Genomic DNA, 20,222 nt, shown 5'->3' with positions numbered 1-20,222 from the left:
TAAGGCGCATGCGCCTGAGCACCAAGGGACGATACGCCGTCATGGCCATGACCGACCTGGCCAAGCGTCAGGACGAAGGGGAGGGCCGTGCGGTCGCCCTGGCCGAGATCGCGGCCCGCCAGCAGATATCCCTTTCCTATCTCGAACAGCTTTTCGCGCGCCTGCGCCGCAAGGGGCTGGTCAAGAGCGCCCGTGGTCCCGGTGGCGGCTATCGCCTGGCGCTGGACGCGGAAGTCACCTGGATCGCCGATGTCGTCCTGGCGGTCGACGAGCCCCTGCGCGCCACGCGCTGCGGCATGACCAAGGGCGGCCCCAAGGGCTGCATGGCGGGCGGCGAGCGCTGCATGACCCATGACCTCTGGGAAGAGATGGGGCGTCAGATCCACGGTTATCTGGCCTCGGTCTCGATCGCCGATGTGCTGGAGGGGCGGCTGCGTCCCGATCCCAAGGCCCTGGAGATCGCGGCGGAGTGAGCATGTCCCGCACTTCCGTCTATCTCGACTACAACGCCACCGCGCCGATCCGTCCGGAAGCGCGGGATGCGCTGCTGCGCGCCCTGGAGGCGCCGGCCAATCCGTCGTCGGTGCACGCCGCCGGCCGCGCGGCGCGCGACGTCGTGGAGAAGGCTCGCGCCCAGGTCGCCGCCCTGGTCGGCGTGCCGTCCGGCTCGGTCACCTTCGTCAGCGGCGGCACCGAGGCCAACGCCCTGGCCATCGACAGCGCCCGGGCCGCGGGCTTCACCCGGATCATCGTCGGCGCCACCGAACATGACGCGGTCGTCGAAACGGCGAAGGCCAGCGGCCTGCCGGTCGAGACCTGGCCGGTCGACGCCAATGGCGTGGCCCATCTGCCCTGGCTGGAAGCCGATCTGAAAGCTCCAGGCCGCGCCTTGGTTTGCCTGATGCTGGCCAATAACGAGACCGGCGTCATCCAGCCCGTCGCCGAGGCTTCGGCCCTGGTTCGGGACGCCGGCGGCTGGCTGCATGTCGACGCGGTGCAGGCGGCCGGCAAGATCGCCATCGATTTCTCCGCCCTCGGCGCTGACACCCTGGCGCTGTCGGCGCACAAGCTGGGCGGACCGCAGGGCGTCGGCGCCCTGGTCGCCGGCACGCGCGCCACCTTGCATCGTCGCCAGCATGGCGGCGGGCAGGAGCGCGGCCGTCGGGCCGGCACCGAGAATGTCGCCGGCATCGCCGCCTTCGGCGCGGCCGCCGAGGCGGCGTCGCGGGACCTGGCTTTGATCGCCCAGCAGGCTCAATGGCGCGACGCACTGGCTGAACGCGTCAAGGTTGAGGGCGCGGTCGTGCTGGGGGAGGGCGCGGATCGCCTGCCCCAGACCCTGTGTTTCGCCGGGATGGGCTTCGGCTCCGAGATCCAGGTGATGAACCTCGATCTGGCCGGCGTGATGGTCAGCGCCGGCAGCGCCTGCTCGTCGGGCAAGGTCAAGGCCAGCCGCGTGGTGGAAGCCATGGGCCGGTCCGACCTGGCGCCCTACGCCCTGCGGGTCAGCGGCGGCTGGGCGAGCACGGAAGATGACTGGATCAAATGCGGCGACGCCTGGCTCGCCGCCTGGAAGCGTATCGGCGCCCGGCGCCGGGAGGTGGCTTGATGGCCGCGATTAAAGAAACCGTCGAAACCGTTGCTTTGCTTGAGAAATACGAGCACGGCTTCACCACCGATATCGACCAGGAGTTCGCCCCCAAGGGCCTCTCCGAGGATATCGTGCGCTTCATCTCGGCCAAGAAGGGCGAGCCGCAGTGGATGCTGGACTGGCGCCTGGACGCCTATCGCCGCTGGCTTGAGCTGGAAGAGCCGAACTGGGCCAAGGTCAACTATCCCAAGATCGACTACCAGGACTCCTACTACTACGCCGCCCCCAAGACCAAGGACGGCCCCAAGAGCCTGGACGAGGTGGATCCCGACATCCTGGCCGTCTACGCAAAGCTGGGCATCCCGCTGAAAGAGCAGGAAGTTCTGGCCGGCGTTGAAGGCGCGCCGCGCTATGCTGTCGACGCCGTGTTCGACAGCGTCAGCGTCGTGACAACCTTCAAGAAGGAACTGGCCGCCGTCGGGGTGATCTTCTGCTCGATGAGCGAAGCCATCCGCGAGCACGGCGATCTGGTGAAGCAGTATCTGGGCTCGGTGGTGCCGACCTCGGACAACTATTTCGCCTGCCTGAACAGCGCGGTCTTCAGCGACGGCAGCTTCGTCTACATCCCGCCGGGCGTGCGCTGCCCGATGGAGTTGTCGACCTATTTCCGCATCAACGCCAAGGATTCAGGCCAGTTCGAGCGGACCCTGATCATCGCCGACAAGGGCGCCTATTGCTCGTATCTGGAGGGCTGCACGGCCCCGATGCGCGACGAGAACCAGCTGCACGCGGCCGTGGTCGAGCTGGTCCTTCTGGACGACGCCGAGATCAAATATTCCACCGTTCAGAACTGGTATCCGGGCGATCCGGAGACCGGCAAGGGCGGCATCTTCAACTTCGTCACCAAGCGCGCCGACTGCCGCGGCGACCGCTCCAAGGTCAGCTGGACCCAGGTGGAAACCGGCTCGGCCGTGACCTGGAAATATCCCTCCTGCGTGCTGCGCGGCGAGGGCAGCTCGGGCGAGTTCTATTCGATCGCCGTGACCAACGGTCATCAGCAGGCCGACACCGGCACCAAGATGATCCACCTGGGCGCCAACACCAAATCGCGGATCGTCGCCAAGGGCATCAGCGCCGGCAAGTCGACCAGCACCTATCGCGGCCTGGTCAGCGCCCACCCCAAGGCCAAGGGCGCCCGCAACTTCACCCAGTGCGACAGCCTTCTGATCGGCAAGACCTGCGCGGCCCACACCATCCCCTATATCGAGGCCCGCAACGGCCAGTCGGTGTTCGAGCACGAGGCCACCACCACCCGCCTGTCGGACGACCAGCTGTTCTATTGCCAGCAGCGCGGTCTGAGCCAGGAAGAGGCCGTGGCCCTGCTGGTCAACGGCTTCGTCAAGGACGTGCTGCAGCAGCTGCCGATGGAATTCGCCGTCGAGGCCCAGAAGCTGGTGGCCATCAGCCTGGAAGGGAGCGTGGGATGATCCCCGTCCGCTTCGGTCTGAACGACAAGGAATACAAGTACGCCCGGCAGCTGGCCTATCAGGCGGCGCATGGCACGTGGATCAATCCGTATGGCGACGAGGCCCCGTTGATCGACCGCTGCGCCAAGCTGCTGGCCAAGGGCAATGCCGACGCCGACGCCGAGCGCGCCTTGCTGACCGAACTGCTGAAACTCGCCGCCTACAGCCCCGAACATGAATGGGAGGCGCCGGCCCTGACCGGAAAGCCGACCTCGTTCGCTATCCAGACGCTCGAAAAGATCACGGCTTTCAATGCTTAATATCCAGAATCTCCACGCCCGCGTCGAAGACAAGGCCATCCTGAAGGGCGTCACGCTGGACGTGCCGGCCGGCGAAGTCCATGCGATCATGGGACCGAACGGCGCCGGCAAGTCGACCCTGTCCTACGTGCTCACCGGCCGTGGCGGCTATGAGGTCACCGAGGGCTCGGCCAGCCTGAATGGCGAGGACCTGCTGGCCCTGGACGCCAATGAGCGGGCCGCCAAGGGTCTGTTCCTGTCCTTCCAGTATCCGCTTGAAATTCCGGGCGTTCCGGCCCTGACCTTCATCCGCACCGCCCTCAACGCCCAGCGCCGCGCGCGCGGCGAGGACGAGATCGCCGCCCCGGCCTTCCTGAAGCTGGCCAAGGAGAAGGCCGCCTCGCTGAAAATCGACTTCGAGATGCTCAAGCGCGGCCTGAACGTCGGCTTCTCGGGCGGCGAGAAGAAGCGGATGGAAATCTTTCAAATGGCGATGCTTTCGCCGAAATTCCTCATTCTCGACGAGACCGACAGCGGCCTCGACATCGACGCCCTGAAAATCGTCTCTGAGGGCGTCAACGCCCTGCGCTCCCCCGAGCGCGGCATGCTGGTGATCACCCACTACCAGCGCCTGCTGGACTACATCAAACCCGACCGTGTTCATGTGCTGGCCGCCGGCCGCATCGTCGCCTCGGGCGGTCCGGAGCTGGCCCTGCAGCTGGAAGCCGAAGGCTACGACAAATATGCGAGCGCCGCGGCATGAGCCTGGCCCTGGCCCTCAAGACCGGCGACGCAAGCCGCTTGCCCTCGCGCCGCGACGAGGACTGGCGCTGGACGGATCTGCGCGGCCTGATCCGCGCCATTCCGGCGGTGTCCCCGGCCTTTGTCGGCGACGTCAGCGCGGGCCCGTTCGACGCGCTGGCCGACAGCTCGGTGGTGATCGTCAACGGCTGGGTGCGCGAGGGTGAGCCCGTCCGGGAGTCCGGTGTTCTGGCGCTGCGGTTCGTGTCCCACACCGATGCGACGGCCCATGACTCCGACTTCGCCGTGACCGTCGCGCCCGGCCAGACCCTGACCGTGCTGGAAAGCTACGAGGGCCAGGGGGCGGGCGGCTATCTGGCCAATATCGGCCTGGATTTTTCGGTCGGCGAAGGCGCGCGCCTGGAGCGCATCGTTCTGGTCGATGACCTGGCCGACGCCGTGACCGTCAGCACCGCGGAGGTCTCCCTGGCCCCCGGCGCTCGCTATGCCCAGACCATCCTGACCTCCGGCGCCCGCCGTCAGCGGATCGAGACCCACGTCGCCCACCCCGGCGCCCATGCCGATCTGCGGCTCGACGGTATCTATCTGCTGGATGGCCAGCGCCATGCTGATCAGACGACGGTCGTCACCCACGCTGGCGTTGACGGCGTCACCTCGCAACTGACCAAGGGTATGGTCTCCGACCAGGCGCGCGGGGTGTTCCAGGGGCGGATCATCGTCCAGCCCGGCGCGGACCAGACCGACGCGCGCATGGGTCACCACGCGCTAATCCTGTCGGACAAGGCCGAGGTCGACGCCAAGCCCGAACTGCTGATTTTCGCAGACGACGTGTCATGCGCCCACGGCAACACCATCGGCGCCCTGGACGAGCAGGCGATCTTCTACGCCCGTCAACGCGGCATCCCCGAAATGGAAGCCCGCGCCATGCTGACCGAGGCCTTCTTGGGCGAGGTGGTCGAGCGCATCGAGCACGACGGCGCGCGCGAGGTGGCCCGCGCCTGGGTCGCCCAGCGTCTTGGCCGGAGCGCAATCTGATGGCTTTCGACGCCCCCTTCGATGTCGAGGCGATCCGCGCCCAGTTCCCGATCCTCGCGCGAACTGTTCACGGTAAGCCCTTGGTCTATCTGGACAGCGCCGCCAGCGCTCAGAAGCCCGACGCTGTGCTGGACGCCATGATGGGCCTGGCGCGCACGTCTTACGCCAACGTTCATCGCGGCCTGCACACCCTGGCGAATGAAACGACGGAAGCCTATGAAAAGGCGCGTGAAAGCGTAGCGCGCTTCATCAACGCCGAACCGACGGAAATTGTCTGGACCAAGAGCGCCACCGAGGCGGTGAACCTGGTCGCGGCCTCGTTTGGCCTGTCGCTGAACGCCGGCGACGAGATCGTCATCTCCGAGATGGAGCACCACGCCAATATCGTGCCGTGGCACTTCCTGCGCGAGCGCAAGGGCGTGGTCCTGAAGTTCGTGCCGGTGCTGGACGACGGCCAACTCGACATGGAGGCCTATAAAGGCCTGCTGTCAGAGCGCACCAGGATGGTCGCCCTGACCCAGATGTCGAACGTGCTGGGCACGGTCAATGATGTGCCCGAGATCGTGCGGCTGGCCCACGCTGCCGGCGCCCAGGTGCTGATCGACGGCTGCCAGGGTGTGGTCCATTCGAGGGTCGACGTGAAGGCGCTCGACGTCGACTACTACGTCTTCTCCGGCCACAAGCTGTACGGCCCCACCGGCATCGGCGTGCTCTATGGCAAGGCCGAGCGACTGGCCCCCCTGCCGCCTTACCAAGGCGGCGGCGAGATGATCGCCTCGGTGTCCATGGAAGAAATCAGATATGCCGACCCGCCGCATCGGTTCGAGGCGGGCACGCCGGCGATCCTCGAGGCTGTCGGTCTGGGCGCGGCGGTCGAGTGGCTGAACGGCCTGGATCGCGACGCCATCTTCACTCACGAGCACGCGCTCTATGATCGGGTCGCCGAGCGTCTTCAGGGCGTCAACGGCCTGCGGATCCTCGGCACGGCGCCCGGCAAGGGCGCAGTGCTGACCTTCACGGTCGAAGGCGCCCACGCCCACGACATCGCCCAGGTTCTGGATCGTTACGGCGTCGCCGTGCGCGCCGGCACCCATTGCGCCGAGCCCCTGATGCGCCGCTTTGGCGTCACGTCGAGCGCTCGCGCCTCCTTCGCCCTATATAACACCGAGGCCGAGGCCGATGCGTTCGTGGACGCTCTGGCCAAGGCCCGCAGTTTCTTCAGTTGAGCCCTTCATGACCGACGCCGCTGTTCCCGAAACCGTCTCGGCCCTTCCCAAGGAAGAGCTGGCCAGGCTGACCGATCTGCTGATCGAGAAACTGAAGTCGGTCTATGACCCGGAAATCCCGGTCGACATCTATGAGTTGGGCCTGATCTACAAGGTCGACGTCAGCGACGACAAGGACGTGGCCATCGACATGACCCTGACCGCGCCGGGTTGCCCGGTGGCCGGCGAAATGCCGGGCTGGGTCAGGGACGCGGTGATGGAAATCCCTGGCCTGAAATCCTGCACCGTCGACCTCGTCTTCGATCCCGCCTGGGACCCGTCGCGCATGAGCGACGAGGCCAAGCTGCAACTGAACATGTTCTGATCGGTTCGAACGCCATGGAAATCGCCGTTACGCCCCGCGCACGCCGCCCCCGTCCCAAGGTCGTCACCTTGACCGACGCCGCGGCCGCGCGCGTGAAGGAGATCATGGCCCGAAAAGCGCTAGAAGAGCCCGACCAACCCTATGCCGGCCTGCGCGTCGGCGTGAAGAACGGCGGCTGCGCCGGTTCGGAATATGTCTTCGAATACGCCGCCGAGAAGAACCCGCTGGACGAGGTGGTCGAGGACAAGGACGTCACCATCCTGATCGACCCCAAGGCCGTGCTGTTCCTGATCGGCACGACGATCGATTACGAGACCACCAAGCTGTCCTCGAAGTTCGTGTTCAACAATCCCAACGAGACTGACGCCTGCGGCTGCGGCGAGAGCGTGACGATCCAGCCGGCTGTCGAACCCGCCGATTGACCGTCTGGTCTGAGGCGGCCTAATCCAGCCCATGGTCAAGACGGTCCTGGTTTATTCGATGGGCGAGGTGATCGGCGATGGGCTGATCAAGCTGCCCTTCATCGCCGGCCTGCGCGCGGCGTTTCCCGACGCCCATATCGCGTGGTGCGCGGCCAAGGGCGAGACGGTCTATTCAGGTCCGCTCAAGGCCGTGGTCGAAGGCTATGTCGATGAGATCCTGTCCAAGGACGTGACCGGCGCGAGCCTGCGGGACCTGTTGCCCTGGGCCCGGCCGTTCGGCGGGCGCAGGTTCGACCTTGTCATCGACACCCAGGAGAATCTTCGCCGCAGCGTCGTGGCCCGGCGGGCGGCGTCCGGGGTGTTCGTGTCGGCGGCGCGGCTGGCGCGAACCCGGGACTGGCCGGCGGCGGTGACCGACCGGTTGGCCAGGCTGCTGGCCCTGGCGTCGGACGGGAAGGGCAGGCCTACACCGATCACCCTGGCTCACCCGGACGCTCTGGAGGCCGCCAGAACGTTGCTGCCGGACGGTCCTACCTATGTCGGCCTGGCGCCCGGCGCGGGGGGGCAGGACAAGCGCTGGCCCCTGGAGCGCTACATCGCGCTGGCCCAAAATCTGGAAAGGGCTGGCGCGACGCCGGTATTCTTCTTCGGTCCCGATGAGGCCGAGGACGCGGTCAGGGCGCGGCGCGAGGTTTCGGCCGCGCTTTTCCCCGAGACAGACCGCCGCGACGCCTATCCGCATGTGAAGGGCCCGCTGCTGGTCATCGCCCTGGCCGGTCGGCTCGCCGCCGCCGTGGCCAACGACGCGGGGCCGGGCCATATGCTGGCGGCCGGCGGCGCGCCGTTGCTGTCGCTGCAGAAGGACGCCCGCAAGGCCGTGAAGTTCCGTCCAGCCGCCGCCCGGCTTGAGATGCTGGTCGCGGGAGACTACGGAGACGACATGGCCGCCTTGCCGCTGGCGGCGGTAGAGGCCGCCCTGGCGCGGTTGATGTCCGGAGTTGCCTAGAATGGCCATCCTCGCGCCCATCTCGGCCGGCGAACTGATCGACAAGATCACCATCCTGCGCGTCAAGGCCGAGCGCATCGGCGACGCCGCCAAGGAGGCCAATGTCCGCAAGGAATTGGCTCTGCTGGAGGCCACGGCCAGGCAGCACCTGCCGGCATCGGCGGAGATCGACCGGCTGACCGCCGAACTGACGGCCGTCAACGGGGCCTTGTGGGACATCGAGGACGGCAAGCGCGACTGCGAACGTCGCCAGGACTTCGGCGCCGGCTTCGTGGCCCTGGCGCGCCGCGTCTATATCGACAATGATCAGCGCGCCGCGATCAAGAGAGCGATCAACGTCGCCGCGGGCTCGGAAATCGTCGAGGAAAAGAGCTACAAGCCCTACTTGGCCAGCTAGGCTCAGGTCCAGTCCGGCTTGGCCGGCAGGGCGGCGATAGCATCCGTGAAGGTCGATAGAGCCTTTCGCGCGGCCGCCGCCAGCGTCTCGTCCGCGAGGATCGCCTCAACGCTCGATCGACCGTGCAAGGATATCGTGACACTGGCGTCTTCGACGATCCGCGCCTGCATGACCTCCAGGGTGTCACGGATATGGGCCTGGGCGTGATGAGCGTGCGGCGCGGTGTTCAGCAACGCCACGGGAGTCAGCGGAAATTCCAGGCTTGGGACCAGCCAGTCGAGGGCGTTCTTCATCACACCCGCCACGCCGTGGGCGTATTCCGGGCTGCAGATGATCAGGCCGTCGGCCTGACCCACGGCCTGCCTCAGCGCGCGCACCGCGTCGATCGTCTCGCCATCCAGGTCCGGATTGAAATGGGGCAGTTGGCCGAGGCCGCGATAGACCTCGACCTCGACGCCCGGAGCGCTGAGGTCAGCGAGGGCCTCGATCAACAGGGTGTTGGACGAGGCCCTCCTCAGGCTTCCCGAAATGGCGAGCAGACGCATGAGCGCGGCGTTTCCCGTAAGAGCCGCTAGCGCCCCTTGAACACCGCCGCGCGCTTCTGCAGGAAGGCGCTGACGCCTTCGATGAAGTCCTCGGTCTTGCCGGCGATCTTCTGGGCCTTGCGCTCGGCGTGCAGTTGACCGTTCCAGTCGGCGTCGAGGCTGTCCCAGACCAGTCTTCGGATCGTGCCCAGGGAAGCGGGGCCGCTGGCCAGCTCCTTGGCGATCGCGGTCGCGGTCGCCAGCAGTTCGCCGTCCGGCACGCAGCGATTGACCAGACCCCAATCCAGCGCCTTCGAGGCCGGGATCTTGTCGCCCAGCAACATCATTTCCATGGCGCGCGCCTTGCCGATCATGCGCGGCAGCAGGTAGGTCGAGCCGCCGTCGGGAGCCAGCCCGATGCGCCGGAAGGCCTGCAGGAAGTAGCCGCTTTCACCCGCCACGATCATGTCGCCCATCAGGGCCAGGGAGCAGCCGACACCGGCCGCCGCGCCATTGACGGCGGTGACGATCGGGTAGGGAAAGTCGCGCAGGGCGGTCATCATCGGGTTGTAGACGGTCTCGAGCGCCGAGCCCGCGTCGGGCTTGCCGTCAACGTCGAGTTCGCGAGCGGCGGGACCCCCGCCGGAGAGATTGGCGCCCGAGCAGAAGCCGCGGCCTTCGCCGGTGATGATCAGCGCGCGCGCCTCGACCTTGCCGTGGGCGATCGCCGCCAGGGCGTGGGTGATTTCACGGGCCAGATCCATGCTGGCGGCGTTCAGCGTCGTCGGATCAGCCAGGGTGATCGTCGCGACGCCGTCCTCGGCGGTCAGGCGGATTTTCTGATAGTCCATGGCGGTCCTCCCAAGACTCTAGGCTCTTAGAGCTAGCTAGGCGCCGCTAACCCCGGGGAAGGCCAGAGGGTTTTTCACACGAAAGCGCCGCCGTTCGCGAAAACGGCGGCGCTCCATGAACTTGCAGGTCCAATAGCCTAGGCGGCGTTGGCCGATGATGGCTTGCCTTCGGCAGAGCTGACCTTGTTGCGGCCGCCGCGCTTGGAGGCGTAGAGCGCGGCGTCGGCGCGTTCCATCAGCGAGTGGCCGCTTTCGGCCTTCTGACGTTCCGCGAAGCCCGATGAGATGGTGATCGTGCCCAGATCTTCGTTGGTCGAACGGCGCTTGAGCATGCGCGACGAGACCTCGATGCGGATCTCTTCAAGGCAGCCGGCGACGATGGCCGAGGATTCGCGCGGGAAGATCATGGCGAATTCCTCACCGCCGTACCGGGCGGCGAAGCGCGGCATGGCGGCCACGCGGCCGATCACCGAAGCGACGTAGCGAATGACCTGGTCGCCGGTCTGGTGACCCCAGGTGTCGTTGAAGCCCTTGAAGTGGTCGATATCCAGCACCGCCAGGCAGAGGCTGGCGCCGGACTCGTCGCTCTCGGCGCAGGCGCGGTCGAGTTCCTCGTCGAAGGCCTTGCGGTTGGCGAGGTTGGTCAGGCCGTCGGTCGTGGCGTCGCGGCGCACCTGTTCCAGGTGTTCGCGCAGACGGTCGACTTCGGCGGTCGACTCGGCCAGGCGCGACTCCAGCGACTTGTTTTCCTTCTGAACGCGGCGAGTGGCCTCGGCCAGGCTGGTGACCACGGTCTTGATGGTGGCGACGTCGGCGTCGCCATTCAGGTTCTTGCTGACGCCATCCAGCTGCTTGCCGAAGGCGACATTGGATTTCTGGGCGTTCTGGATCGCCTTGGAAACCGCCGCCAGCTCCTTGCTGAGCAGGTCGCCGGCATCGCGGATCTGTTCGTTCAGTCGGGCCTTGGGAAGGTAGACGGCGGCAAGCTCCTCGCTGACCAGTTCGGTCATCGGCTCGCCCAGGGAGATCAGTCGGGTCAGTTCGCGCGCCAGCGCACCTTCGGGATCCGCGACATAGTGCGTCCAGAGTTCGAAGTTCAGAGCGGTGGGCCACACCTGATGACGTTCCATCAGCTCCAAGGCGCGTTTGGCGGTCTTGTAGGCTTCTGGTCCGCGCAGTGTGGTTTCGACGTCCGACATATTCTGTTCCCCCGTCGGCGCGCTTCATGGCGACGTTGCCGACCGTTTGGAGCATCACCATAGGTCAGAGAGTTCAAACGAGGGGTTAAGAGCGAACAAGGTTCTCTTGCGCTTCTGTATTCGGCCTATCATTGTGAACAGTGATAAGATGAGCCCTGAGCGGGCCGACTGGGAGGATTGTGAGCATGAACGCGCCGACGAATCTGAGCCTTGAGGCTCACAAAGCCGAAATGAATCATGTACTTGCACGCCAGAAGGCGGCGCATTTGCGCGAGGGCCCGCCCAGCGCCGACAAGCGTATCCAGCGCATCAATCTCTGCATCGATCTTTTGGTCGGCCACCAGACGGAAATCGCCCGGGCTGTTAACGCCGACTTTGGGTCGCGCTCGCCCGAAGCCACCGCGCTGACGGACGTGGCCGGCTCCATCGGACCGTTGAAGTTCGCCCGCGACAACCTCGCCAAATGGATGAAGCCGCAGAAGCGCAAGACGACGCCGGCGATTCTGGGCCTGTTCGGGGCCAAGGCGGGCATCCAGTACCAGCCCAAGGGCGTGGTGGGCGTGATCAGCCCCTGGAACTTCCCGGTCAACCTGACCTTCGCCCCGCTGGCCGGGATCCTGGCCGCCGGCAATCGGGCGATGATCAAGCCGTCGGAGTTCACGCCCGCGACGTCCGACCTGATGAAGACGATGTTCGCCAAGGCCTTCACCGAGGAGGAGATCGCCGTCTTCGTCGGCGGCGCCGAGGCGGGGCAGGCTTTCTCCGGCCTCGCTTTCGACCATCTGGTGTTCACGGGCGCCACCTCGGTGGCGCGGCATGTGATGCGCGCCGCCGCCGAGAACCTCGTGCCGGTCACCCTGGAACTGGGTGGCAAAAGCCCGGTTATCCTCTCGCGCGGAGCCGACATGGCCACGGCGGCCGCCCGGATCATGAACGGCAAGACCCTGAACGCCGGTCAGATCTGCCTGGCGCCCGACTATGTGTTCGCGCCGGCCGACCAGCTGGACAGCTTCGTCGCCGAGGCCAAGGCGTCTGTCGCCCGCTATTTCCCGACCCTGAAGGACAATCCCGACTACACGGCCGTTGTCGCTCAGCGCCACTTCGACCGGATCAAGGGCTATGTCGAGGACGCGCGGGCCAAGGGCGCGACCATCGTCGAGATCAATCCGGGCGGCGAGGACCTGTCCCAGCAGCCGCACCGCAAGATCGCCCCGACCCTGATCCTCAACCCCACCGACGACATGACGGTGATGAAGGAGGAGATCTTTGGGCCGTTGTTGCCGGTGAAGACCTACAACAAGGTCGAGGAGGCGGTGGACTACATCAACGCCCACGATCGTCCCCTGGCCCTCTATTGGTTCGGTACGGACGAAGCCGAAAAGGACCGGGTGCTGGAGCGCACCATCAGCGGCGGCGTCACGGTCAATGACGTGATCTTCCACGTGGCGCAGGAAGAACTTCCCTTCGGCGGCGTCGGGCCGGCCGGCATGGGCGCCTATCACGGCCATGACGGCTTCCTGGAGTTCAGCCATCGCAAGGCGGTGTTCCAGCAGCTGAAGAAGGACATCGCGCCGATGCTGGGCCTGCGTCCGCCTTATGGCGAAGGCATTCGCAAATATCTGGCGGGTCAGATCAAGCGCTAGAGGGGTTTGCCTTGTCGCGGGTCACGTGGTCGAAAGGCCACGATGACCTTCGACGCACCGCTCCATGTGCTGGACAACGCCGTGCTTCCCGCCGTCGCGGACGAGGCGACGCTGCTGGCCCGTCTGCGCGACGGCGGACCGGCCGCCATGGCTTGGCGGACGACAGACGACGCGGCTGCGTCCGACGGTGACGCCCTCCTGGCGGGCAAGGCAGCCGAGCGCTGGCCGTTCGAGCGTTCCGCGCCCCCCATAGGCGTGTCGGCGCTCTGCCTGGCGCGAGACGTCCTGCACTTTCCGGCTTTTGGGGTGGTGGTGGAGCGCGATGGCCCACTGAAGGGCGGCGTGCATCAAGGCCCCTCGGGCGAGGCTCTCCATCGCTGGCCCGATCTGGCGGGTCTGCCTGGCGTACGCGTCGAGGCTTATGGGCCAAGGCTGGTTCTGCGCGACGATCCGCCGGTGATCGCGCGGGGCGCGCTGTTCCAGCCTTGGGGCGGCGGCTTCAACTACGGCCATTTCGTCCTCGACGCCTTGCCGTCGCTGCTGATGCTCGACGAGGCCGGACTGCTGGATGACGCCGAGATTCTCTCGCCGGTGCTCAAGCCCTGGCAGCGTGATCTGCTAGCCCTGGCTTTTCCCAAGCGGGCGATCCGGGAATTGTCCGCGCCTGTCGTTCGTGTGGAGTCGGCGCTCTATGCCACCAGCATGAACCACTTCCTGCACGCGCCGGACGCGACAGTGGCCCGTGTCGCCCAACGCGTTCTGGCGGCTTCGAAGCCGATGGGGCAGGGACCGCGACGCGTCTATCTTTCTCGTCGCTGGCAATCGATGCGGGTGATGGTCAATGAGCGCGCCCTGGAAAAAGCGCTGAAGCAACGCGGCTTTGTGGTAGTGCGGCCCGAGCGCCTGTCGGCCCGTCAGCAGGTTGAGCTGATGCGCGACGCAGAGGTGGTGGTGGCTCCCACCGGCGCGGCCGTAGCCAACGCCCTGTTCATGCCGGCCGGCGCGCGGATGATCGAGATTCAACCCGAGAACTTCACCAGCCGCTGGGCATGGGCCGCCTGCCGCCAGGTCGGCGTGGACTGGCGCGGCTATGTCTGCGACTCGCCCGCGGATGCGCGCAAGGCCGGACTGGCCCGTCTCAGGCGCGGTTTCAGGTTCGCCTATGAGCCGCCACTGGACGATCTGCTGGCCTTCATAGACGCCGCGCTCTGAGCGTTCAGCGTCCCATCGCCCACGGATCGAGAGGCTGGTGGGCTTCCTTCCGGACCAGCCCGAAATAGCCGACCACCCAGACCACGACGCCCGTGATCAAGGCGCCCAGGAAGCCGATCGGCGTGGCGAACCAAAGGGTCAACATCGTGATGCCGGTGGCCAAGCCCAGCATGGCCCAGCGAACCAGCATGTTGAACGCATGATAGGTGCGCTCGTGAGCCAGCAGATCCGGGGAGATTTCAGAGTCGTTCGCGGTTTGCATGCCAGTGACCTCCGAGAGGGCTCGGATCGGGCCATGAGGTCGTCGGCGCAGACGCGCGAACGGCGCTCCGGCCAGAGCCGAGAACGCCGTTATCTTATGCTCGATTTCAGGCGATGGCGACGGCGTTGCGTCGCTCTCCGTCTCAGTCGTCGCTGGGAACCTTGGGAAGACGCGGCGGAGCGCGCATCAGGAAGGCCGGGGTGTCGGAGCCGAAGCCCACGACGCGACGGTCGTCATCATCTTCGCGACCGCGAACGGGCTGCACGCCCCGAACGGGTTGGGCTGGACGGGCTTCACGCTCGGGACGCTCGGGACGAATCTCACGCTCGGGCGCCGCAGGACGTTCCACGCGCGGCTCGCGCTCGCCACGGCCTTCGCGGGCCGGACGGACCTCGCGCTCGGGACGCGGCTCGCGTTCAGGGCGCGAGCGCTCGCGGGGGGCGGGGGCTGCCGCTTCGGCCGCGACGACGTCGGTCGATGCTTCGGTCTCGACGCGCGGCGCGCGATCACCCCGCGGCTTGCGGTCGCGGCGCGCGCGCGGGGCGCGTTCTTCGCGGGCTTCCACGGGAGCATCGACGGCTTCGCTTGCGACCGCCACAGCGGCTGTCTCGACCGGGGCCGGCGCTTCAGCGTCGCGCGTGCGCGCGCCGCGGCCGCCTCGAGCCGAGCGTTCGCCCGGTTCGCGCTCGCCGCCGCGATCACGGCTGGGCGGTGCGCCCCGACCGCCACGCTTCTTGTCGCCGTCACGATGGACGGTGACCGCCTGCGAGTAGTCGAGGTCGAGCTTTTCCTCGTCGGGGGTCGAGCCGATCAGCTTGACAACCTTGTCGAAGCCCTTGTCGTCGGCCGGGGTGACCAGCATGTAGGTCACGCCCGAGCGGCCGGCGCGACCCGTGCGACCGATACGGTGCACATAGTCGTCGGCGTGGTGCGGGACGTCGTAGTTGAAGACGTGGCTGACGGCCGGAATGTCCAGGCCGCGCGCGGCGACGTCGGAGGCCACCAGGATCTTCAGCGAACCGTCGCGGAAGGCCGCCAGGGTCTTCATGCGCTGGCTCTGGTCCAGGTCGCCGTGGATGGCGGCGGCGTCGAAGCCGTGCGAACGCAGCGACTTGGCGACGACGTCGACCTCGGTCTTGCGATTGCAGAACACGATGCCGGTTTCGATCTTGGCCTTCTCGATCAGCGCCCGCAGCGCCAGGCGCTTGGCCTTGGGATCGGAGGAGGGCACCTTGACCAGAAGCTGGGTGATGTTCTCGTTGGTCGTCGCCGGGCGCGCCGCCTCGATCCGCACGGGATCCTTGAGGAACTGCTTGGTCAGGCGGGTGATTTCCGGCGGCATGGTCGCCGAGAAGAACAGGGTCTGCTTCTTGGGCGGCGTCATCTTGAAGATGCGCTCGATGTCCGGGATGAAGCCCATGTCCAGCATGCGGTCGGCTTCATCGACGACCAGGAACTGCACGCCGGTCATCAGCAGCTTGCCGCGCTCGAAATGGTCGAGCAGACGGCCGGGGGTGGCGATCAGCACGTCGACGCCGCGATCCAGTTTCTTTTCCTGGTCGCCGAACGACACGCCGCCGATCAGCAGGGCCCACGAGAGCTTGGTGCCCTTGGCGTACTTCTCGAAGCTGGAGGCGACCTGGTCGGCCAGCTCACGGGTCGGCGCGATGACCAGCGCGCGCGGCATGCGCGCCTTGGCGCGGCCGTTCATCAGCTTGTCGATCAGCGGCAGGGTGAAGGCGGCGGTCTTGCCGGTGCCGGTCTGGGCGATGCCCAGAACGTCCTGACCGGCCAGGGCGACCGGGATCGCTGCGGCTTGAATGGGGGTGGCCGTGGTGTAGCCGGTGTCTGCGACCGCTTGAAGGGTCGTGGGCGACAGCCCGAGTTCGGAAAATTCTGTCATGTCATTCTGGCTGAATTCAGAGCCACCCGTATTTGGGCGAACGGGTGGCGCGGATTCGCCTGACCTGCTCCGAAGTTGGGGATAAATAGGCCGAACCCCGGCAAAGTCAATCTCGACGAAGACTGTGCGGCGACTGGCGTCTCTGGCGCTAAGCCTTTGCAGGCTCTATATCCGCCGGGCACATGACCATAGATCAAGACTCCCGCCTTCGGCGGCTTCGGTTCCGCGCCTGGCATCGCGGTTTTCGTGAAGCGGACCTCATTCTGGGGCCGTTCGCGGACAACCATGGCCACAAGTTGACGCCAGAACAGCTGGATACGCTTGAGGCGCTTCTGGAAAATCCGGATCGCGAGATCTACGCCTGGATTGTCGGGCAGGAAGCGACGCCGGCTGAGTTCGACACCGACGTGCTGGCGATGATCCGCACGTTCCGCTTCGAGGCCCATGCCGTGCGCCCCATCGGCGACGGCGCTTAAGAGACATTCATGGCCTACGACGCCAAGCAGATCGCCAAGGCCACCGGCGGCCTGACCCTGGCCGGCGCGCCCGAGGGCTTTGACGCCCTGGTCATGGCCGACATCGCCCGTTCGCGCGGAGGCCTGACGGTTTTCGTCGCCCGCGACACCGCCCGCGCCAACGCCTTCGCCGACGCCCTGAAGTTCTTCGCGCCCGAGATCGAGGCCGTGATCTTCCCGTCGTGGGACTGTCTGCCTTATGACCGGGTCGGCCCGTCGGCCGGCGTCGCCGCCCAGCGGATGGCCACCCTGTCGCGTCTGGCGCGGGGCCTGGGAACCGCCAAGCCGGCCATGCTGGTGGTGGCCGCGCCCGCCCTTTTGCAGCGGGTCCCCGACAAGACCGTCCTGATGCGAGCCAGCTATTCGGCCAAGGTCGGCGGGACTGTCGATATCAAGGACCTCGAGCGCTATTTCGCGGTCAACGGCTATGTCCGCGCCTCCACGGTTTCGGAGAAGGGCGAGTTCGCGATCCGGGGCGGCGTCATCGACGTCTATCCCTCCGCAGCGGAAGAACCCGTCCGCCTGGATCTGTTCGGCGACACGCTGGAAAGCATCCGCGGCTTCGATCCCGAGACCCAGCGCTCGACAAGGCAGCTGAAGGATATCGACCTGCTGCCGGTCAGCGAGGCCCTGCTGGACGCCGACGGCATCTCGCGCTTCCGGCGCGGCTATGTCGCCAAGTTCGGTGCGCCGGGCGACGACCCGCTCTACAACACCGTCAGCGAGGGCGGCCGCCGCGCCGGTCTGGAACACTGGCTGCCGCTGTTCTACGAGCGGATGGCGACCCTGTTCGACTATCTGCCGGACGGCTCTCTGGTCGGTGTCGATCACCAGGCCGCCGAAGCGCGCGACGAACGTCTGGCGATGATCGAGGACGCCTACGAGGCCCGCGCCGGCGCCGATCGCAAGTCGGCCTATCGACCTCTGGAGCCCCGGGCCCTCTATCTCTCGGCCCAGGAATGGGACGAGGCGCTGAGCGATCGTCCGCACCGCAAGTTCACGCCCTTCCAGCCCCAGGGCCTGGATGTGGTCGACATGGGCGCCAAGATCGGCCGCGTCTTCGCCGCCGAGCGCGCCCAGGACAGCGTCAACCTGTTCGAGGCCACCGGCGAGCACGCCAAGGCCTTGAGCGCCCAGGGCAAGCGGGTGCTGTTCGCCTCATGGTCGGAGGGCTCGTCCGAGCGCCTCGGGACCATGCTGTCGGACCACGGCCTGAAGAAGATCCCGTTCACGCCTTACTGGCAGGCGGCCAAGGCGGCCGATCCCAAGACGCCGCAACGGGCGATCCTGCCGCTGGACAACGGTTTCGAGACCGAGAACCTGGCGGTCATCTCCGAGACCGACATTCTCGGCGACCGTCTGGCGCGGCCGCGCAAGAAGCGCCGCGCCACCAACTTCCTGGCCGAGGCCAGCGCCCTGACACCGGGCGATCTGGTCGTCCATATCGACCACGGCATCGGCCGCTATGAAGGCCTCAAGACCCTCGACGTCCAGGGCGCGCCGCACGACTGCCTCGACCTGCTCTATGCCGGCGAGAGCAAGCTCTACCTGCCGGTCGAGAACATCGACCTGCTGACCCGCTACGGGACCGACGGCGAGAACGTTCAGCTCGACAAGCTGGGCGGCGCGGCCTGGCAGAGCCGTAAGTCCAAGGCCAAGGAACGTCTGCGGGTCATGGCCGAGGGCCTGATCCAGATCGCCGCCGCCCGCCAGTTGAAGTCGGTGGAAGAAACCGACCCGCCGCACGGCGTGTTCGACGAGTTCTGCGCCCGCTTCCCCTATGAGGAAACCGACGACCAGCTGTCGGCCATCGCCGACGTGCTGAGCGATCTCGGGTCGGGCAAGCCGATGGACCGCCTGATCTGCGGCGATGTCGGCTTCGGCAAGACCGAGGTCGCCCTGCGCGCCGCCTTCGTGGTGGCGATGAGCGGCAAGCAGGTGGCCATCGTTTGCCCGACCACCTTGTTGGCCCGCCAGCACTACAAGACCTTCAAGGACCGCTTCCAGGGCTGGCCGGTCAAGGTCACGCGCCTGTCGCGGCTGGTCACCGGCAAGGAAGCCGCCGAGACCCGCGAGGGCCTGGCCAATGGTCAGCTGGAGATCGTGGTCGGCACCCACGCCATCCTGTCCAAGCAGGTCTCGTTCAAGGACCTGGGCCTGGTGATCGTCGACGAGGAGCAGCACTTCGGGGTCAAGCACAAGGAGAAGCTGAAAGAGCTTCGCGCCGACGTGCACATGCTGACCCTGACCGCGACGCCGATCCCACGCACCCTGCAGATGGCGCTCAGCGGTATCCGTGAGATGTCTATCATCGCCACCCCGCCGGTCGATCGCCTGGCGGTGCGCACCTATATCAGCCCGTTCGACCCCGTGACGCTTCGCGAGGCCCTGCTGCGCGAGAAGTATCGCGGCGGCCAGGCCTATTACGTGGTGCCGCGCATCAAGGACCTGGAGGAGATCGAGAAGTTCCTCCGCACCCAGGTGCCCGAGGTCAAATATGTGGTCGGCCACGGCCAGATGGCCCCGACCCAGCTGGAAGACGTGATGACGGCCTTCTACGAGGGCCAGTACGACGTGCTGCTCGCCACGACCATCGTCGAGAGCGGCCTGGACATCCCGTCGGCCAATACCCTGATCGTCCACCGCGCCGACATGTTCGGTCTGGCCCAGCTGTATCAGATCCGCGGGCGGGTCGGCCGGTCCAAGGCCCGGGCCTATGCCTATCTGACCACGCCCAACGAGAAGACCATCACCCAGTCGGCCGAGAAGCGCCTGCAGGTGCTGCAGTCGCTGGACAGCCTGGGGGCCGGTTTCCAGCTGGCCAGCCACGACCTGGACCAGCGCGGCGGCGGCAACCTGCTGGGCGACGAGCAGAGCGGCCACATCAAGGAGATCGGCGTCGAGCTGTACCAGCAGATGCTGGAAGACGCCGTCGCCGAGCTACGCCAACGCCAGGGCGCCGAGGCCCTGCTGGAAGATCGCGGCTGGTCACCGCAGATCAACACCGGCGCGGCCGTGATGATTCCGGACGAATACGTGCCGGACCTCAATGTGCGTCTGTCGCTGTACCGCCGCCTGTCGGAAGCCGAGAAGTCGGCCGATCGCGAAGCCCTGGCCGCCGAACTGATCGACCGCTTCGGCCCGCTGCCGCCCGAGACCGACAGCCTGCTCAAGGTGGTCGCCATCAAGGGCCTGTGCCGCGAAGCCAATGTCGCCAAGATCGATGTCGGGCCCAAGGGCGCCGTGGCCAGCTTCCGCAATGACACCTACGCCAACCCGCTGGGGCTGATGCAGTACGTGGCCAAGAACAGTCTGGTCTGGAAGGTGCGCCCCGACCAGAAGGTGGTGATCAAGGGCGAGTGGGACACCCCGGCCCAGCGACTGGATGCTGCCGAGAAGATCCTGGGGCATCTGGCGCGGATCGCTAAGGAGTAGGGACTCCGGGCCACTTGCCCCCTACGGATCGCTTCGCGATCGTCTTCCCCCGGAGGGGGAAGATGAACCGCGCCCCTCATCTTCCCCCTACGGGGGAGGAGCGCCGCAGG

The 20,222-nt window shown here is 66.7% G+C and carries 20 protein-coding genes; 15 read left to right on the top strand and 5 right to left on the bottom strand.

Translation table 11 applies throughout. The annotated features are described in order from the left end of the window. The first annotated feature begins 8 nt into the window (after nt 1-8). From ACQY9P_RS18445 to ACQY9P_RS18395, 11 genes are read left to right on the top strand one after another with little or no spacing between them, the layout of a single operon-like run. Nucleotides 9-473: an Rrf2 family transcriptional regulator gene (locus ACQY9P_RS18445; protein ID WP_421737773.1), complete on the top strand. Its 465-nt coding sequence runs from the start codon at nt 9-11 to the stop codon at nt 471-473. Further along, nucleotides 470-1,609, top strand: a complete 1,140-nt coding sequence (locus ACQY9P_RS18440) for a cysteine desulfurase family protein (protein ID WP_421737774.1) — start codon at nt 470-472, stop codon at nt 1,607-1,609. The genes ACQY9P_RS18445 and ACQY9P_RS18440 overlap by 4 nt, the downstream gene beginning before the upstream one ends. Continuing rightward, nucleotides 1,609-3,078 (top strand): Fe-S cluster assembly protein SufB, encoded by a 1,470-nt coding sequence (gene sufB / locus ACQY9P_RS18435; RefSeq protein WP_421737775.1) that lies wholly within the window; start codon nt 1,609-1,611, stop codon nt 3,076-3,078. Before ACQY9P_RS18440 ends, sufB begins: the two co-directional genes overlap by 1 nt. After that, the gene (locus ACQY9P_RS18430) at nt 3,075-3,377 is read left to right on the top strand and encodes a hypothetical protein (protein WP_421737776.1); all 303 of its coding nucleotides are present in this window, start codon (nt 3,075-3,077) and stop codon (nt 3,375-3,377) included. Before sufB ends, ACQY9P_RS18430 begins: the two co-directional genes overlap by 4 nt. Continuing rightward, nucleotides 3,370-4,119: a Fe-S cluster assembly ATPase SufC gene (gene sufC / locus ACQY9P_RS18425; protein ID WP_421737777.1), complete on the top strand. Its 750-nt coding sequence runs from the start codon at nt 3,370-3,372 to the stop codon at nt 4,117-4,119. The genes ACQY9P_RS18430 and sufC overlap by 8 nt, the downstream gene beginning before the upstream one ends. Further along, nucleotides 4,116-5,153: a Fe-S cluster assembly protein SufD gene (gene sufD / locus ACQY9P_RS18420; RefSeq protein WP_421737778.1), complete on the top strand. Its 1,038-nt coding sequence runs from the start codon at nt 4,116-4,118 to the stop codon at nt 5,151-5,153. Before sufC ends, sufD begins: the two co-directional genes overlap by 4 nt. Next, a complete protein-coding gene (locus ACQY9P_RS18415) occupies nt 5,153-6,379 on the top strand; it encodes an aminotransferase class V-fold PLP-dependent enzyme (protein WP_421737779.1) in 1,227 nt (408 codons plus the stop codon). Before sufD ends, ACQY9P_RS18415 begins: the two co-directional genes overlap by 1 nt. Nucleotides 6,380-6,386: 7 nt before the next feature. Then, complete coding sequence (locus tag ACQY9P_RS18410) at nt 6,387-6,743, top strand: SUF system Fe-S cluster assembly protein (protein ID WP_421737780.1); 357 nt, start codon at nt 6,387-6,389, stop codon at nt 6,741-6,743. Between the two features lie 14 nt (nt 6,744-6,757). Next, nucleotides 6,758-7,165, top strand: coding sequence for a HesB/IscA family protein (locus ACQY9P_RS18405; RefSeq protein WP_421737781.1), 408 nt, complete (start codon nt 6,758-6,760; stop codon nt 7,163-7,165). 31 nt (nt 7,166-7,196) lie between these two features. Continuing rightward, nucleotides 7,197-8,171, top strand: a complete 975-nt coding sequence (locus tag ACQY9P_RS18400) for a glycosyltransferase family 9 protein (RefSeq protein WP_421737782.1) — start codon at nt 7,197-7,199, stop codon at nt 8,169-8,171. A 1-nt stretch (nt 8,172) separates the two neighbouring features. Beyond that, nucleotides 8,173-8,568, top strand: a complete 396-nt coding sequence (locus ACQY9P_RS18395) for a DUF6165 family protein (RefSeq protein ID WP_421737783.1) — start codon at nt 8,173-8,175, stop codon at nt 8,566-8,568. Nucleotides 8,569-8,570: 2 nt separating this feature from the next. On the opposite strand, the gene ACQY9P_RS18390 is transcribed toward ACQY9P_RS18395, so the two are convergent. The 3 genes from ACQY9P_RS18390 to ACQY9P_RS18380 all read right to left on the bottom strand — a co-directional run bounded on the left by ACQY9P_RS18390 (nt 8,571) and on the right by ACQY9P_RS18380 (nt 11,142). Beyond that, nucleotides 8,571-9,113 carry an NADPH-dependent FMN reductase gene (locus tag ACQY9P_RS18390; RefSeq protein ID WP_421737784.1) on the bottom strand — a complete coding sequence of 181 codons (543 nt, stop codon included), beginning with the start codon at nt 9,111-9,113 and terminating at the stop codon, nt 8,571-8,573. Nucleotides 9,114-9,139: 26 nt separating this feature from the next. Then, nucleotides 9,140-9,943, bottom strand: a complete 804-nt coding sequence (locus tag ACQY9P_RS18385) for an enoyl-CoA hydratase/isomerase (protein WP_421737785.1) — start codon at nt 9,941-9,943, stop codon at nt 9,140-9,142. Between the two features lie 137 nt (nt 9,944-10,080). Next, on the bottom strand, nt 10,081-11,142 hold the full coding sequence (locus tag ACQY9P_RS18380; protein ID WP_421737786.1) for a diguanylate cyclase domain-containing protein: 1,062 nt from the start codon (nt 11,140-11,142) through the stop codon (nt 10,081-10,083). Nucleotides 11,143-11,327: 185 nt separating this feature from the next. On the opposite strand from ACQY9P_RS18380, the gene ACQY9P_RS18375 reads away from it, so the two are divergent. Beyond that, nucleotides 11,328-12,785, top strand: a complete 1,458-nt coding sequence (locus ACQY9P_RS18375) for a coniferyl aldehyde dehydrogenase (protein ID WP_421737787.1) — start codon at nt 11,328-11,330, stop codon at nt 12,783-12,785. Between the two features lie 42 nt (nt 12,786-12,827). Further along, the gene (locus ACQY9P_RS18370) at nt 12,828-13,997 is read left to right on the top strand and encodes a glycosyltransferase family 61 protein (protein ID WP_421737788.1); all 1,170 of its coding nucleotides are present in this window, start codon (nt 12,828-12,830) and stop codon (nt 13,995-13,997) included. 4 nt (nt 13,998-14,001) lie between these two features. On the opposite strand, the gene ACQY9P_RS18365 is transcribed toward ACQY9P_RS18370, so the two are convergent. Together ACQY9P_RS18365 and ACQY9P_RS18360 are read right to left on the bottom strand one after the other, a co-directional pair. Continuing rightward, nucleotides 14,002-14,259 (bottom strand): hypothetical protein, encoded by a 258-nt coding sequence (locus ACQY9P_RS18365; RefSeq protein ID WP_421737789.1) that lies wholly within the window; start codon nt 14,257-14,259, stop codon nt 14,002-14,004. A 142-nt stretch (nt 14,260-14,401) separates the two neighbouring features. Continuing rightward, nucleotides 14,402-16,162 carry a DEAD/DEAH box helicase gene (locus ACQY9P_RS18360; RefSeq protein WP_421737790.1) on the bottom strand — a complete coding sequence of 587 codons (1,761 nt, stop codon included), beginning with the start codon at nt 16,160-16,162 and terminating at the stop codon, nt 14,402-14,404. 182 nt (nt 16,163-16,344) lie between these two features. On the opposite strand from ACQY9P_RS18360, the gene ACQY9P_RS18355 reads away from it, so the two are divergent. Both ACQY9P_RS18355 and mfd read left to right on the top strand, forming a co-directional pair. Beyond that, nucleotides 16,345-16,638: a succinate dehydrogenase assembly factor 2 gene (locus ACQY9P_RS18355; RefSeq protein WP_421737791.1), complete on the top strand. Its 294-nt coding sequence runs from the start codon at nt 16,345-16,347 to the stop codon at nt 16,636-16,638. Between the two features lie 9 nt (nt 16,639-16,647). After that, nucleotides 16,648-20,112: a transcription-repair coupling factor gene (gene mfd, locus ACQY9P_RS18350; protein WP_421737792.1), complete on the top strand. Its 3,465-nt coding sequence runs from the start codon at nt 16,648-16,650 to the stop codon at nt 20,110-20,112. Nucleotides 20,113-20,222: the final 110 nt, after the last annotated feature.

This window comes from Caulobacter sp., from assembly GCF_965279145.1.
Taxonomy (GTDB): Bacteria; Pseudomonadota; Alphaproteobacteria; order Caulobacterales; family Caulobacteraceae; genus Caulobacter.
This window is presented reverse-complemented; position numbering and strand designations above follow the sequence as displayed.